This is a genomic window from Gemmatimonadota bacterium, from assembly GCA_016713785.1.
Lineage (GTDB): Bacteria > Gemmatimonadota > Gemmatimonadetes > Gemmatimonadales > GWC2-71-9 > JADJOM01.
In genome coordinates this window covers 32745-46482 of the sequence record JADJOM010000001.1, presented here as the reverse complement: position 1 = coordinate 46482, position 13738 = coordinate 32745, and the positions used below count along the sequence as shown (strand labels likewise).

The 13738-nt window shown below is 66.6% G+C and carries 7 protein-coding genes and 1 pseudogene; 6 read left to right on the top strand and 2 right to left on the bottom strand.

Going from position 1 to position 13738, the window contains the following annotated elements; translation table 11 throughout:
* The first annotated feature begins 382 nt into the window (after positions 1–382).
* The 5 genes and pseudogenes from IPJ95_00180 to IPJ95_00160 all read left to right on the top strand — a co-directional run bounded on the left by IPJ95_00180 (position 383) and on the right by IPJ95_00160 (position 8109).
* On the top strand, positions 383–1078 hold the full coding sequence (locus tag IPJ95_00180) for an RHS repeat-associated core domain-containing protein (GenBank protein ID MBK7922052.1): 696 nt from the start codon (positions 383–385) through the stop codon (positions 1076–1078).
* Positions 1079–2547: 1469 nt separating this feature from the next.
* Positions 2548–3492 (top strand): RHS repeat-associated core domain-containing protein, encoded by a 945-nt coding sequence (locus tag IPJ95_00175; protein ID MBK7922051.1) that lies wholly within the window; start codon positions 2548–2550, stop codon positions 3490–3492.
* A 621-nt stretch (positions 3493–4113) separates the two neighbouring features.
* A pseudogene (locus IPJ95_00170) lies at positions 4114–5270 on the top strand (IS3 family transposase).
* 190 nt (positions 5271–5460) lie between these two features.
* Complete coding sequence (locus IPJ95_00165) at positions 5461–7617, top strand: hypothetical protein (protein MBK7922050.1); 2157 nt, start codon at positions 5461–5463, stop codon at positions 7615–7617.
* Positions 7618–7620: 3 nt separating this feature from the next.
* Complete coding sequence (locus IPJ95_00160) at positions 7621–8109, top strand: hypothetical protein (protein MBK7922049.1); 489 nt, start codon at positions 7621–7623, stop codon at positions 8107–8109.
* Positions 8110–8593: 484 nt separating this feature from the next.
* Here IPJ95_00160 and IPJ95_00155 read toward each other — a convergent pair whose 3' ends face one another.
* Together IPJ95_00155 and IPJ95_00150 are read right to left on the bottom strand one after the other, a co-directional pair.
* Positions 8594–9817: an IS110 family transposase gene (locus IPJ95_00155; protein ID MBK7922048.1), complete on the bottom strand. Its 1224-nt coding sequence runs from the start codon at positions 9815–9817 to the stop codon at positions 8594–8596.
* Positions 9818–11312: 1495 nt separating this feature from the next.
* Complete coding sequence (locus IPJ95_00150; GenBank protein MBK7922047.1) at positions 11313–12317, bottom strand: transposase; 1005 nt, start codon at positions 12315–12317, stop codon at positions 11313–11315.
* 828 nt (positions 12318–13145) lie between these two features.
* Here IPJ95_00150 and IPJ95_00145 point away from each other — a divergent pair.
* On the top strand, positions 13146–13709 hold the full coding sequence (locus IPJ95_00145) for a hypothetical protein (GenBank protein MBK7922046.1): 564 nt from the start codon (positions 13146–13148) through the stop codon (positions 13707–13709).
* Positions 13710–13738: the final 29 nt, after the last annotated feature.

The following is a 13738-nucleotide window of genomic DNA, read 5'->3' as shown; positions in this document are numbered from 1 at the left end:
TCAGCATGGCGCTAGGTGCCGCGCGTGGGCCGCTGGCCGCCGAGCAGGCACGCATCGTCTTCAGGTGCGGATGTGACGCCGCCTGGTTGATCGACGCGTGGCGCGCCGACACGTCGCCGCGAAGGCCGCCGAATGGGACCTTCAGTGCGGTCCTTGAGGCGGAGCTCATTCTGCAGGATGCCGTGAGACTATCGGAGGGGGAGTACCGATCAGTCTTGCTGGAGCGCGCCCGGGCTGCAGGGCTGCCTTGGGCGATGTAGCGCACAGGAAGAGCTGACGAGAGCGAGCATGAGGCGCGCCGGGGGTAGCGCACTCACCCGCGGGGCGACCACCGGCCGCCCCGCGCTGCGTTCCGCCTTTCGAGAATGCCCTCAACCGTCTGGTGCGGGTGGCCCAGGGCGCCACGCTGATCGCGCGGTACGCCTACGACGTGCTCGGGCGGCGCATCGCCAAGCGGGTCTACGCCGCCGCCACCGGCGGCACGGTGGGCTTCACCCGGTTCGTGTATCACGGCGGGCAGGTGGCCTTCGAGACCGACTCGGCCGGCAGCACGATCGGCACCCGGTATGTCTGGGGTCCGGGGACGGACAACCTGGTGGCGTTCCGGACCACCGCGGCCGCGACCGACCACTACTATGTGGCGACCGACAAGCTGGGCAGCGTCCACCAGATCATCAAGCGGGACGGCACCTGGGTCAGGACCTATGGCTACACGCCCTACGGGAGCGTCGCTGCCAATGCGGGGTCGGGGGTGACGCTGCGCTACCGCTGGACCGGCCGGGAGTGGGATGCGGAGACGGGCTGGTACTTCCACCGGGCGCGGTACTACGACCCGGGCCAGCGGCGCTTCGTGCAGGAGGACCCGGCCGGGGTGGCGGGGGGTGAGAACCTGTATGCGTATGTGGGGGGGCAGGCGCTGGTCCTGCGAGACCCCTCGGGGCAGTGGGCGGAGGGGGGGCCGCCCCAGCCGTTTCAGGATCCGTGCCCGGGCTTCGACACCTGCTATGAGCACGGCATTGAGATTGATGGGGTATTCGTGAAGGGCTGGAATACGGAAATGGTAGCTCCGAGAGCCTGAAACGCGTCAACGGGCAGTACGTTCAGGCATGCGATGAATACCGTGACAACAGTGCATTCATGGGATCAGTATCCGCTACGTGGGATGCTACTGCGGCCGCCAACCAGGATCAGGGGCCGCTCGTCGACAATGCAGAGGCCGGCTTTTGGACTGGAACCGACTTCACCCCACTCGAGGAGCCACGGATCGGAACTGGCGCAACATGGAATAGTCCGCCCCCTTCAGGCGCACAAACCCCGGCCACCGGGACGGTTGATGCGTGGCAACCGGCACCTCCGCCAGATGGTACATGGTTCTTCCATGGACACCCGGGTGGCGACCCGACGTTCTCGCCCGGTGACTTGGACACATTCCGTCGTGGCAGGTATGATCCGTGGGGGCGCCCCCACCGAGCTTCTGGCGGTGTTGTCGCAGTTACACGAACGCACTTTGCACTCGTCGCGGCTGGAACAGGACCTTCGGGCACGAGGAATGCCACCTGCAGACGTTAGGGGCCAGCAATGTTCAGCCAGCGTATTCCGCGAGCAGCTCCAGCGGCGGTCCTGTTGGCCTTCTCGTTGGTGGGATGTGGCGCCCCACAACTGTCCAGGCCCGCGCCCGTCCCTTCTGGCCAGGCGGCTTGTCAGCCACCGGGCGGGCCACTCGCGGAGATTGAGTTGATCGACTTGCGGGGCGATTTCACGCTGGTCGCGTTCGCCACAGCCGGGCGTTCTCCTGGCGGCGCGTCGGAAGGACTTCTCAGTCTGAGTCTCGACCGTGGGTTGAGAGGAAGGAGCACAATCGACCTTCTTGCCATCGGCGTGACGGAGGTTAGTGTGTCGCCGAACACGGCGCTTCCGGCGTTGTCAGGTGTCGAAGGCGGCGAAAGCATCGGAGAGAGGGGTGTCGTGCTGTGGATGGGCCGAGGCTCAGCAATTCATGGTGGCGCACGGTTCCATGCGCTTGGCCGAGCGCAGGACGGAAGGATTGTCGGTACCTGGGAAGGGGATCGGGAGCAACCACGGCCTGTGGGGTACTTCTGCCTGAGTGCTTTGCGCGGCAGTTGAGCAGGACTCAGAGCCGGGTGTGGGGGGCACCGACCCAGTCTGCTCGACCCTCCTCCGAGCGTCAACTAGCTGCGGCTTCCACCGGGCGGGACCAACGGGGCACGATCGGGAGCAGTAGCCCGGTGCGCGAGGATGCGCCTGTACCCGCGGGGCGGCCACCGGCCGCCCCGCGCTGCATGACACCCTTCGAGAATACCCTCAACCGCCTCGTGCGGGTGGCCCAGGGCGCCACGCTGATCGCGCGGTACGCCTACGACGTGCTCGGGCGGCGCATCGCCAAGCGGGTCTACTCCGCCGCCACCGGCGGCACGGTGGGCTTCACCCGGTTCGTGTATCACGGCGGGCAGGTGGCCTTCGAGACCGACTCGGCCGGCAGCACGATCGGCACCCGGTATGTCTGGGGTCCGGGGGACGGACAACCTGGTGGCGTTCCGGACCACCGCGGCCGCGACCGACCACTACTATGTGGCGACCGACAAGCTGGGCAGCGTCCACCAGATCATCAAGCGGGACGGCACCTGGGTCAGGACCTATGGCTACACGCCCTACGGGAGCGTCGCTGCCAATGCGGGGTCGGGGGTGACGCTGCGCTACCGCTGGACCGGCCGGGAGTGGGATGCGGAGACGGGCTGGTACTTCCACCGGGCGCGGTACTACGACCCGGGCCAGCGGCGCTTCGTGCAGGAGGACCCGGCCGGGGTGGCGGGGGGTGAGAACCTGTATGCGTACGTGGGGGGGCGGCCGCTGGTGGCCCGCGACCCGACCGGGCTCGCGCCCGACTGGGAGCACTTCCGGAGCATTGCGCCACCGGAATGCTGTCACGTCGGCTACGAGGCCTGGACCAGCGACTTCAACAACGATGGCCTGGATGACCTCGATGCGCTTCTCTTCTATGTCTGGACGCAGAAGTGCAACCGTGTTGGAGGTTGCGCGATTGAATTCGAAGGGCCACGGGCTACCGAACTGAAGTCAGCCTACGAGCGCGCCAAGCATGTGCTCGAGTTGGCCGCCAACAGTGGCGGGGAGTTGGCGGAGTCGGCGAGGGAGTTCCTTGAGTACCTTGCGGCGTACGAGAGCATGGGCCTGCGAGTAGTCGATGATCCAGTCACGGCGTGGGACGCTGGGACGACGCGGAATGGGATAAGCTACATTGATGTCGGGTTTCACGATCGCCATCCGGACGCATTCTACCTGCCACTCACGATCGTCCACGAGCTCGGCCACCAATATACACAGCGCTCTGGGTTCTTCGGACTCTCGGAGACGTTGGCCCTCGGCTCGGAGAACGTGATTCGGGAGTTTCTGGGCTGGCCCGCAAGGGCCGACCACTCACACCACCCTATCTTTCCACGCCGGATGACTCCGTGAGCGATGTCGTGAAATGGGCCTGCCTTGCCTGCGCCATGTTGCTTCACACGAGCTGCATACAGGCCCAATCCAACACCGAGGTGGCGAGCTCCAGTTGGATTGCCGAGGCGATGCAAGCATGTTCACCGCTCCCACGGTATCCCGGAGGCGGCACCGGCCCGTTCATGATGTGCCAGAACGCCCGGGGGGATTCAACATTGCGGGTAGTCCTGAATGGTCGTGGTGAGAAGGTATTTGTTGGTGTGACGTGGCACCTCTCCGCGGAGGGGCTGCGCGCCAGATTCTCCAGCTTCGCGGGAGCTTGAGTCGGGAATTCGGCCCCCGTACCGCTTCTGCGAGGATCCAACCATTGCTACAGGTCATGAATGGGCTGCGCGTGACACCCGGTTTCAGCTGGCGGTACTCCCGCCAGACACGCTCTACTTGGCCGCTATTGCGGGGGCCCTCCCGCTGCGCTGAGAAGTCCGAATGACCGTTCACACCTTCCATTCGGAGTGGACCGAGGCATAGGTATTCTGAGAGATGAATCGGCATGTACTCGGTCGAGTATCGTGCAACTGACCCTGCCCCGATTTGGTGGACACCTACCTGAGCCTCCATTATGGAGGCAGGAGGTGTCCTATGAAGAAGCGAGCCCGACCGTCGTTCAGCCCTGACTTCAAGCTGGAAGCGGTCCGCTTGGTCGTCGAGGGCAGGCGACCCTTGAGCCAGGTGGCACGGGAGTTGGATCTGCGGCCCGAGCAGCTGCGGGGCTGGAAGCAGCAGCTCCAGGCCCGCGGAGACGTCGCCCGCCCCGTCTCGACCCTGAGCCTTGAGGAGGAGAATCGTCGGCTCGGGCGCGAGCTCGAGGTGGCTCGGATGGAGCGCGACTTCGCAAAAAAGCAGCGGCGTTCTTCGCGAAAGACCTGCGCGGCGGTTCGCGATGATCGCCCAGCACCGAGACGCGTATCCGCTGCGCCTGATGTGTCGGGTCCTGGCCGTGACCCCGTCCGGCTTCTACGCGTGGCAGCGCCGCGACCCCAGCGCCCGCTACCAAGACGATACCCTGCTGGGAGTCCAGATCGCCGCCTTCCACCGCCGGAGTCGGCGCCGCTACGGCAGTCCTCGGATCTGGAAGGATCTGCGCGAGGAAGCGGGCCGCCGGGTCAGCCGGAAGCGGGTCGCCCGGGTGATGCGCGAGGCCGGGTTGGTGGGGACGCCCCGGCGGCGCTTCCGGGTCACCACCCAGGCCGATCCGCGGCAGGCGCCCGCCCCAACCAGCTGGCCCGCCAGTTTACGGTGTCGCAGCCCAACCGGGTCTGGGCGGCCGACGTCACGTACCTCGCGACGGCGGCGGGGTGGTGCTATCTCGCCGTGGTCCTCGATCTCTGCTCGCGGCAGGTGGTGGGTTGGGCGCTCAGTGCCCGCCTGGATCGGCAGCTCGCCCTCACCGCCCTGGGCCGCGCGCTGGCCCGGCGTCGCCCGCCGTGGGGGCTGCTGCATCACTCGGAACGGGGAAGGAGTACACCAGCCGCGACTACCAAGCCCAGCTGGCTCAGGGGGGCATCGCCTGCAGCATGAGCCGGCGGGGCGATTGCTGGGACAACGCCGTGGTGGAGAGCTTCTTCGCCACGCTCAAACGCGAACTGGTGGCGGACGCCTGCTGGCCCACCCTCGCGGAGGCCACGACCGACCTGGCGCAGTACCTCGATGGCTGGTATAACGTCCACCGGCGGCACTCGACCCTGGGCTATCTCAGCCCGGCCGCCTACGAAGCGCGGCTGACCGCAGCCGCCTAACCTAGGTGTCCACGAAATCGGGGCAAGCCCAGGTCCGCGGGCAGCGGCATCGATTCCGTGACCGACCCCCGAGGTGTGAAGCGGCACTACCGCTACGATGCCCGGGGGCTCACGGTGGGCGAGGTCGATGACGCATCCCAGACCAAGCGCGCCTTCTACTCTGTGGGCGGGCTCCTCGACCTCGCTCCGCATGCGCAATGGCCTCACCACGCGGTTTCGGTATGACGCCTTCGGGCGGCGCACGGCCATGATCTACCCGAAGCGCGTGTTCCAGCTGCAGGAGCGGCCGGAGACGCCGGTTGAGTGGCAGATCCCCGGATGCTGCATTCGGGTCGACACCATTCCCGATGACAGCGTGAGCTACAGCTACGACCTGCTCGGCCGGATCACCCGCACCGCCAACCGATGGGGCGTGATCCGGAGCAGCTATTTGGCGGATGGCGCGCTGGAGACCCGGGTCACGGACCTCAACACGCTCGACGGCTCCGGCAACCAGATACACGCCATCCTCGACTCCCTCAGGTATGTGTATGACAGCGCGGGCGCGCGGACCAAGCTCATCATGGCGGGCGAGACGGGCCTGTACAATGCCTGGCAGGACTCGGTGCTCTACCGGTACAACGCCCAGGGCGACCTCGATACCCTCCGGGCCTGCTTCGGCAAGGCGGACAACTGGCAGGCAGGGCTGGTGATGCCACCCTGCCGGGCCTTCCGGTTCACCTGGGACAGCCTTGGCCGGCGCAAGACGATCACCTACCCCAACAGCGCCGTGGTGACGTCCACGTATGACCTGCAGGACGTGCTGGTGACCGTGGCCGGCGTCAAGACCGTCTACGAGCCGCCCACCGGAAAGAGCGACCGGTTCGACTTCAGCTACGGCGTGGGGTACGTGAACGCGGTGGGGCGGATCTGGTCCCAGAGCTACGCCTGCAACGACTGGACCCAGCAGGATCTGCCCGGCCTCCCCTGCGGCAAGGGGGGGGCCACCCGCCAGGTCACGAACGTCTACAATATCCGGGGCGAGCTGCTGCGTCAGACCACCCTGGAGGGCAGCACCTTCTACGGCGATACGACGCGGCATGACATCGGTGGCAACATGGACCGTCGGGCCCGCTGGGATGGGGGAACCCTGCAGCAGTACACAGTCGACAATTTCTCGACCGCGGGGGCCTCGAACCGCCTGCAGGCCAGCAGCCGGAGCGACACCTATACGCCCTTCGACCTGGCCTACGAGTATGATGCCGACGGCGCGCGGATCGCCCAGCGCCCGACGCCGGTCACGGCCGCCACGGTCGACCAGGACCGGCGCTGGTTCTATGATGCGATGGGCCGGCAGGCGGGGTACAAGTACGTCGAGTGGTCCCAGGGCGAGGCGCGGTTGCGCTCGGAACCCCGCAACGGCTGCCAGTATGATCCGGAGGGCCAGGTATTCCGGCCCTGCAACTACGGGGGGAACCTGCTGGCCTATGAGGGCGTCAACGTCTCCCGGTTCGCCAACGAGACCTACCGCTTCATCCACGGGGGCGGCACGGACGACCTGCTGATGGCGCGCTACTCCTATGGTAGTGCGGTCGAGGAGATCTACTTCGTCACGGACGGGCAGGGCCGCGAGCTGGCCGCCGCGGACTTCGATGGCAGCCGGAATCAGGCGGTCTGGGGGGATGGCGGCCATCGGGAGGCGGGCACCACCACCAATGGCTCATCCTTCGATGCCACCCGGATGGGCAATGCCGACCAGCCGGGGGTGTCCCTCTTCCGGAATCGCAGCTACGACGCCAACTCCGGGACGCTGGCTGCAGGAAGACCCCATCGGGATTGCGGGGGTGTGAATCTGTACCAGTTTAATGGGAACAACCCGGTAGCCTATACCGATCCGTTCGGATTGTGTCCCAAGCAAGACCTGCTCTGCCAGGTCTTCGTTTCAGGTGCCCAAGCCCTAGGCGGCGCAGCCGGGTTCTTCGGAGGGCTTGCCGAGGGCGGTCTGGAGGGCCTCGCCTGCGGGCCTGCTGCACCTGCCTGCTCACCCGCCTTGGCGCTAACGAACGCTGTCGCCGGCGCCATCGCAATTGGGACGGCGGCTGGTAAGGCCGCCGATGCAATCATGAGCGGTACCGAGCCGCTTCAGATGGCGAGGGCAGGCCGTGGCGGCGGCAACTCAGCTGAAAACCGGGCATCAAATCAGATCAAGAAGGAGTATAGGTTTACACCCGAAGGCGAGAACGCTTTCCACACAGAAATCGGCCGCCTCAAGAAATTCTACGATGTCAAGTCACTCACCGAGGAGCAGTTGCGTGAGGCGGCCGACATCGTCCGGCAGAATGCCAAGTACATCAGGCCACCGGAGTAAGAAATGCTGAACACCCGCGAGGCACTCTCCGCAGCCCTTCAGGGGCTAGTTGGCCAGCCGTGCACCGCCGTCAGCAACCCAATTGGTTCGACAATCGTGATCGACATTGGTGACATGAGGCACGTCGATGACGCGTCGGCTGGGCACCTACAGGGATGGCGGAGGATAACGATTGGTAGTCCCTGGCGCCTCCAGACAGTTCACAGGGTAATCTGCGATTGGAACAGTGACAGCTCGCCGGACGGTGAGCTGATCGCCTCGCTGGCTGCTCTCGTAGGCGTACGGCTCGATGCTATTAGCATATCTGGGCCAGCATGGGACATGGTCACTCACTGGTCAAATGGCTATCAGCTTGTTGTTTTCAGCGACTCGGATGACTTGCGTGAGTACTCGTGGTTCATTCTCGGCGCCGATGGCCTAGAGATCACGGTGAGCCCCAAGGCCGCCGGCGACGACACCTGGCGCATCAAACAGCCAGGAGGCCGCTCCTGACCAGCCGCGGACGAGCACGAGGCCCCTGCAGGAACCCGGGTGACGGCGCACCCGGCGCGATCGCGTGTCACGTGGGACGCGGCGCGCGAGGCGCCCGTCATTCGGATTGTCGGATCCGCGCCGGGTAGCTGCCCGGGCAGAGTGGAAAGTGAGCCCGCCCGCGATCAGGTGTTTCTCCGGAGGCCGCGCCGCAGCACGCCTCGGCTCACAACACGGATCCGCGCCGGGCCCGAGGCACACGATGAAGCCGAGTACGTCGATTGTCAAAGAGCGCCTGCCAGCTGACGGGCCCCGCGTAGCTCGATCCTAGCCCAACTCGGAGGCGTGGCCCGCTGACGCGGGCGACCCTCGACACCCCATTATCGGAGACTCGAGCGGACCCTCGGCCAGGGGAGCCGTGTAAAATGGGAGGCCAGCCCAATGGGCTGCCTCAAGCGAACAAGGGCTCCTTCGTCCCGGCCGGCCAGCCGTCCAGCATAGCGACTCAGGCCGAGACTGCTTGCCGCGCCGGCCGCTCACGCCACACCGGCGGCTCGGCCGTGAAGACCCGCCGGTCGCGCGCCACGCTGTAGAGGAGCCGAAGCCCCGAGCGCATCACCGCCACCACGGCCTTCATCTTCTGGCCGCCATTGCGCTGGCACAGCGCCTCGTACTCGGCCCGGAACAGGCCGTCCTTGGTGATACTCCGGACCGCGAACATGTACGCCGCTTGGCGGAGCAGCGGCCGGCCCCGCTTGGAGATCCGCTTGGTGCCGCGGAGTATCCCGCTGGAGCGCTCGATCAAGGAGAGCCCGGCCACCCGGAGGATCTGGCCGCTCGACTCGTAGGCCCGGGGATCGCCGATCGAGCCGAGGAAGACGGCCGCGGTAACCGGGGCGACCTTGGGGATGCTCAGGAGGTAGGGCGTCTCGGGCACCCCTTGCAGGGCGTCGACCATCGCCGTCTCCAGGCTCTTGATCTGAGTCTCGAAGAGCGCCAGCCGCTCGAGGACCAGGCCGATCTCCTGACGCAGCCGACCCTGCGCTCCGGGCAACCCCAAGGTGGCCTTCGCAGCGACGATCAGCCGCTCGTAGGTTTCGGCGCCCAGATGGCCGCGACTGGCCGAGTGCAGCACCCGGAGTACCTTGGCTTTCGGGGCCTTGAGGAGATCCTCCGGTGTCGGGAACGCCCGGAGGATGGCGAAGGGCGTCTTCTTCGTGAGCAGCGGAAAGATCGCCTCGAACTCCGGGAACACGACCTGCAAGAGGCTCCGCAGCTGGGTCATCGCCCCGCGGCGGAGCAGCGACAGCCGCTCCCGCGCCGCCACCAGGTAGCGGAGATCGGCGTAGGCCGGGGCCAGGAAGGGGAAGCGGACGAAATGCCCCTGCGCGAGGAGATCGGTGATGGTGCCGGCGTCCTTGGCGTCAGTCTTCAAGGGCTGGTTATGGGCGACGTCCTTCCAGCGCTTGGTGTGGGCGGGCAGCACGCTCACCACGGGAACGCCGAGCTGGGCCAGGAAGTGGGCGAAGGTGAAGCCGTAATTGCCGGCGAACTCGATCCCGACGAGGATCGTGGAAGGCGTGGCACTGGGGGCTTGCTGGCTGAGGAACGCCACCGCCGCCTCAAACCCCTGGCGGGTGGTGGGAAAGCTGAACGGCTTGCAGTCTGCCTGGCCCTTGGGCCGGACGACCAAGGTGTGAGAGAACTTGCCGGCATCGACGCCGACCACGGCGGCGGCCGTCTGGGCGCGCTCGCGCCGGGGAAGGAGATCATGGGAGCACTCCGGGTTAGGGGTGCTCCGAGGGTGCGCCGGCCGGGGCCGGCGGGCTAGGAGCTGGTGGTCACCCTCCACCCCCATCGGGCAATAGGGGTGTCACGTTCACGGATCCTTTTGGATTGAAGGCCGATACCGTTGAGATCGGATGCCGATCTGTCGAGGGGCTTGAGGGAGCAGCACAGCACTGCGCGGTGCGTGTGCACAATGAGAAAGTTGACAAGACATTCGAGCTTCTCAACGTGGGTGGACGAAACGTCATCGGTACTGCCCCAGCTGATCAAGTGGCAAGGTATGCCGGGAGCTGGGTCGTTTCGGAGGCCCCAGACGGCATGACCTCTCAGCAGTACGATAACGCCGTGTTGAGCAATGCGTCCACCATCGCGGTCGAGAGAAACGGGGCGAGGTACAGCCCCTTTGGAGGATCCAACTCGAATCGCTATGTGTACGACGTAGTCACGAGCAGCGGCGGGCAAGTGCCCGCTGGGGCGCTCTCCGGACGGACAGGGGTCGCGCCTGGTCTTTGTGGTGGGGTCGGGCTGATGACTGGGGCAACTGCTCAGTCCGCCACTAGGTCTACTCCGAGCGCGAGAGGTCGACATGTATTCGCCGGGGAAAGCAGGGTTCCGCGGAGCACTCGCTGGAGCCACCGCTGGGGTGCTCCTCCTCAGCCTCTTCTTGGGGTGGACCCGTTCCTCCCCGAGTGCCCACGAGGGCGCCTACGATGCCATCACCGTTACTGCGTACGTGCTCGGCTTCCCGGTGAGCTTCGGACTCGACCGACTCCTCGCCGCAATCGAAGCCGTAGGGCCCAAGTACATCATGTCGACCCTGGCGGTCTCGCTATTGAGCCTGCCGCTGAATTGGTGCTTGGTCGGCTTCCTGGTGGCGATCGTCCGGGGCCCAGACGGCAGACGTACTCGCGCCTGAATAGTGGACCGTTCGACCTCCAGGAGCACCTCCGGGTTGTCGGGCCTCGCCCTGGCCGGGCGGCCGAGTCTAGCGTCGCGTGCTCGCCGAGTGAGTGCAGGGGCGGCGGGCCCGGGCTGGTTAAGGGCCTTTGGGGCCGGTGCGCATGGCGGGCCTCGCCGCGAACGAAAGAGGGGTGGTGGGAGCCCCAAGGGTCCTGAAGACCGGCGGACACCGGCTTGCGCCGGGCCGGCCCCATGGTCGGATGCGAGCGGTCCTCTGCTCCATCAGCGGGGGCACGCGGAGGTCACCCCACCACCGCTGCCCCCAAGCTGCACACGGGTCCGTCGATTGTCAAAGAGCGCCGTCCTGCTGCGTGCGGTGGGACCGTCGCGCGACACTCACAGCTCGTCGGGCCTCGGGGGCCGTCACATCTTCATGGGCGATTCGGGTCCGAGCGAGCGCGTCAGGACCAGGCTTGAGGGGGCGCTCGGGGCGCAAGGCTCAAGGGCGGTCGGAAGCCGCTCGCTCCACGCTCGGCTCAACGGCAACGACGCGAGGGCATGGCGCCGCTACGCGGCCACTTGGTGGCGATTCCCACGCCAACGGCCCTCGTCGAACGGCTCCCCGGTCTGCATGATCCGGAGCAGCAGCGGCACCAGCTTCCGGGCCAGAGCGCACACGGCCTTGGTCCCCGGGATGCCCCGGGCCCGCATCGCCTCGTACTCGGGCCGGTACAGGCCCCGGGGCTGGCACCAGCGGCCGGCCAGCAGGAAGAGCTGCCGCCGGAGCATCGGCCGGCCCCGCTTGGACTGGCGCCGGCGGCCTCGGTCTGGCCGCTCTGGCGGCCGGTGAGATTCATCCCGGCGAGCTTGAGGACCTGGCGCGGGTGCTGGAAGTCGGCCGGGGTGCCCAGCTCGGCCACGATCGTGGCGGCACAGGCGGCGCTGATCTCGGGGACCGAGAGCAGCACCCGGGCTTCGGGGCACTGGTCCACGAGCGCGACGATCCGGGCCTCGACCACGGCCAGTTGCTCCCGGACCAGCGCCCAGCGAGCGAGGAGCTTGGTGATCTCCAGCCGCCGCTCCGGCGTGGCCTGGGTCAGCGCGATGGTCTCCTTCGCCGAAGCGATCAGCGTCGCCACCCGCTCCTTGGAGACGTGACCCCGGGACGCGGCGTGGATGTGCCGCCAGACGGCCTGGGGTGTGGCGGCGGCGAACTCCTGCGGCAATGGCCAGCGCGCCAGGATCGCGAGCGGGGTCCGCTTGTGGAGCCCGCTGAACTGCCCGAGGAACTCGGGCCACGCCAGATCGAGGACACCCTGCAGCCGGTTCCTGAACCGGGTGGCTTCGACGGTGAGCCGGTGCCGCTGGACGGACAGGAGCCGGAGCTCGACGTAGGGCGTCGTCAGGAACGGGAAGCGGACGAAGATGCCCATCCCGACCAGCTTGGCGATCTGGGCGGCATCCTTGGCGTCGGTCTTCAAGGGGCTGTTGTCCTCCAGCTCCTTGGACCGATTGGTGTGGGCCGGGAGCACATTGACCACGGGGGTAGCCCCGGTCAGCCAGGAACCGGGCGAAGGTGAAGCCGTGGTGGCCGGCGAACTCCAAGCCGACCAGCATCTGGGCGGGGGTGAGCCCCGGGAAGAGGTCCTGCAGGTGCGCGTGGGTGGCCGCGAAGCCGGCCCGGCAGACAATTACCTTGAAGGGCTTGGAGCGGCGTCCGTCAGGGCCCTGGGCCACCAGGACGTGGAACTGCTTGGCAGTGTCGACCCCGACATGCACGGGGAACTGGCGGGCGTAGGCCTGCTTCTCATCGGGGGTCATGGGGTGGCTCCGGGGTGAGGGGGCGGAGGAGCCACCGAAGACAGCGCGGGCCTCAGGGAGGCGTCAAGCGGGAATAGATGTCTAGCCTATACCGATCCGTTTGGTCTCACTCCTTGTAAGGATGCCAACGGTAATACCGTTCCATGTCCCGAGCCGGCTGGCGGACCTCCGATCCCGGTACCGGACGGGAAGGATGGCAAGCCGAACTCCTGGGAAGTGAAAGCGGGTTCGGGGAAGCGGACGAAGTGGGGACCGAAGACACCGGTCCCGAGCGAGAAAGGCGAACAGCCCAGTGCAAGCTGGGACCCTGAGGGACACTGGGACGTCAAGGGCATGGGCGGGCGGAATAACACCCGGCGCTTCAACCCGGACGGCACCGAAATCGGCGATCACGATGGTACACCGATCTACGGCCCGCAGCAGTGGCCCACGAAGAATCAGGTAGACGCAGTCGGTGCAGCCGCGACTGCCTACTTGATTGTCCGGACTCTCCTGAGAATCGCCGTCCCCGCGACTAACGCAATACCTGCACCCTGATAGGAACCGAAATGGAACTCCTTTCCGACGAACAGGCGATCCGCTGGTGTGCCGAGCGTGGGCTTCAGCCTGTCAACGAGCTTCCCAGCACACGCATCGGGTTTCCCGGAGGCGAGTCCTATCGGCTTCGCCTTGCAGTAGCCGGTTCGGCGACCGAAGTCGTCGGGTTGGGCTACGCGCTGGCCATGACGGCGGTTCCGGGGGACGATGAAACCGCGTTCCAAGGCGGCCTTCTCTGGCTTCAGGATTGGGATATTTGGAGCGAGACCACAGAGCGCGTTGGCCATCTACTTCTGAACTCATTGCGACAATCGGCGCAGGGTGCGGGCCCGGTACGAACATCACCGGCACACGTATTCCACCGATCCGAGTTTATCGAAGCCCACGCGGCGCTAGCTGTCGCGCTCCTGTTCCAATGGGACGCATTCTACGTTCCCGTCATCGGGGCGTTTTACGCCTTCCTATCTCACCACGGCCAGATTGAGGTGGTGGCTCGTGACAAGGTGACCTACAGTGACCTGCTCGCGCGCTTCGAGAGGGGCGGGTTCAGCCCGGCGGCTGTCGTTCATTCGTGAGCAGCGCCAGGGGGACCCGCCGCCACCCA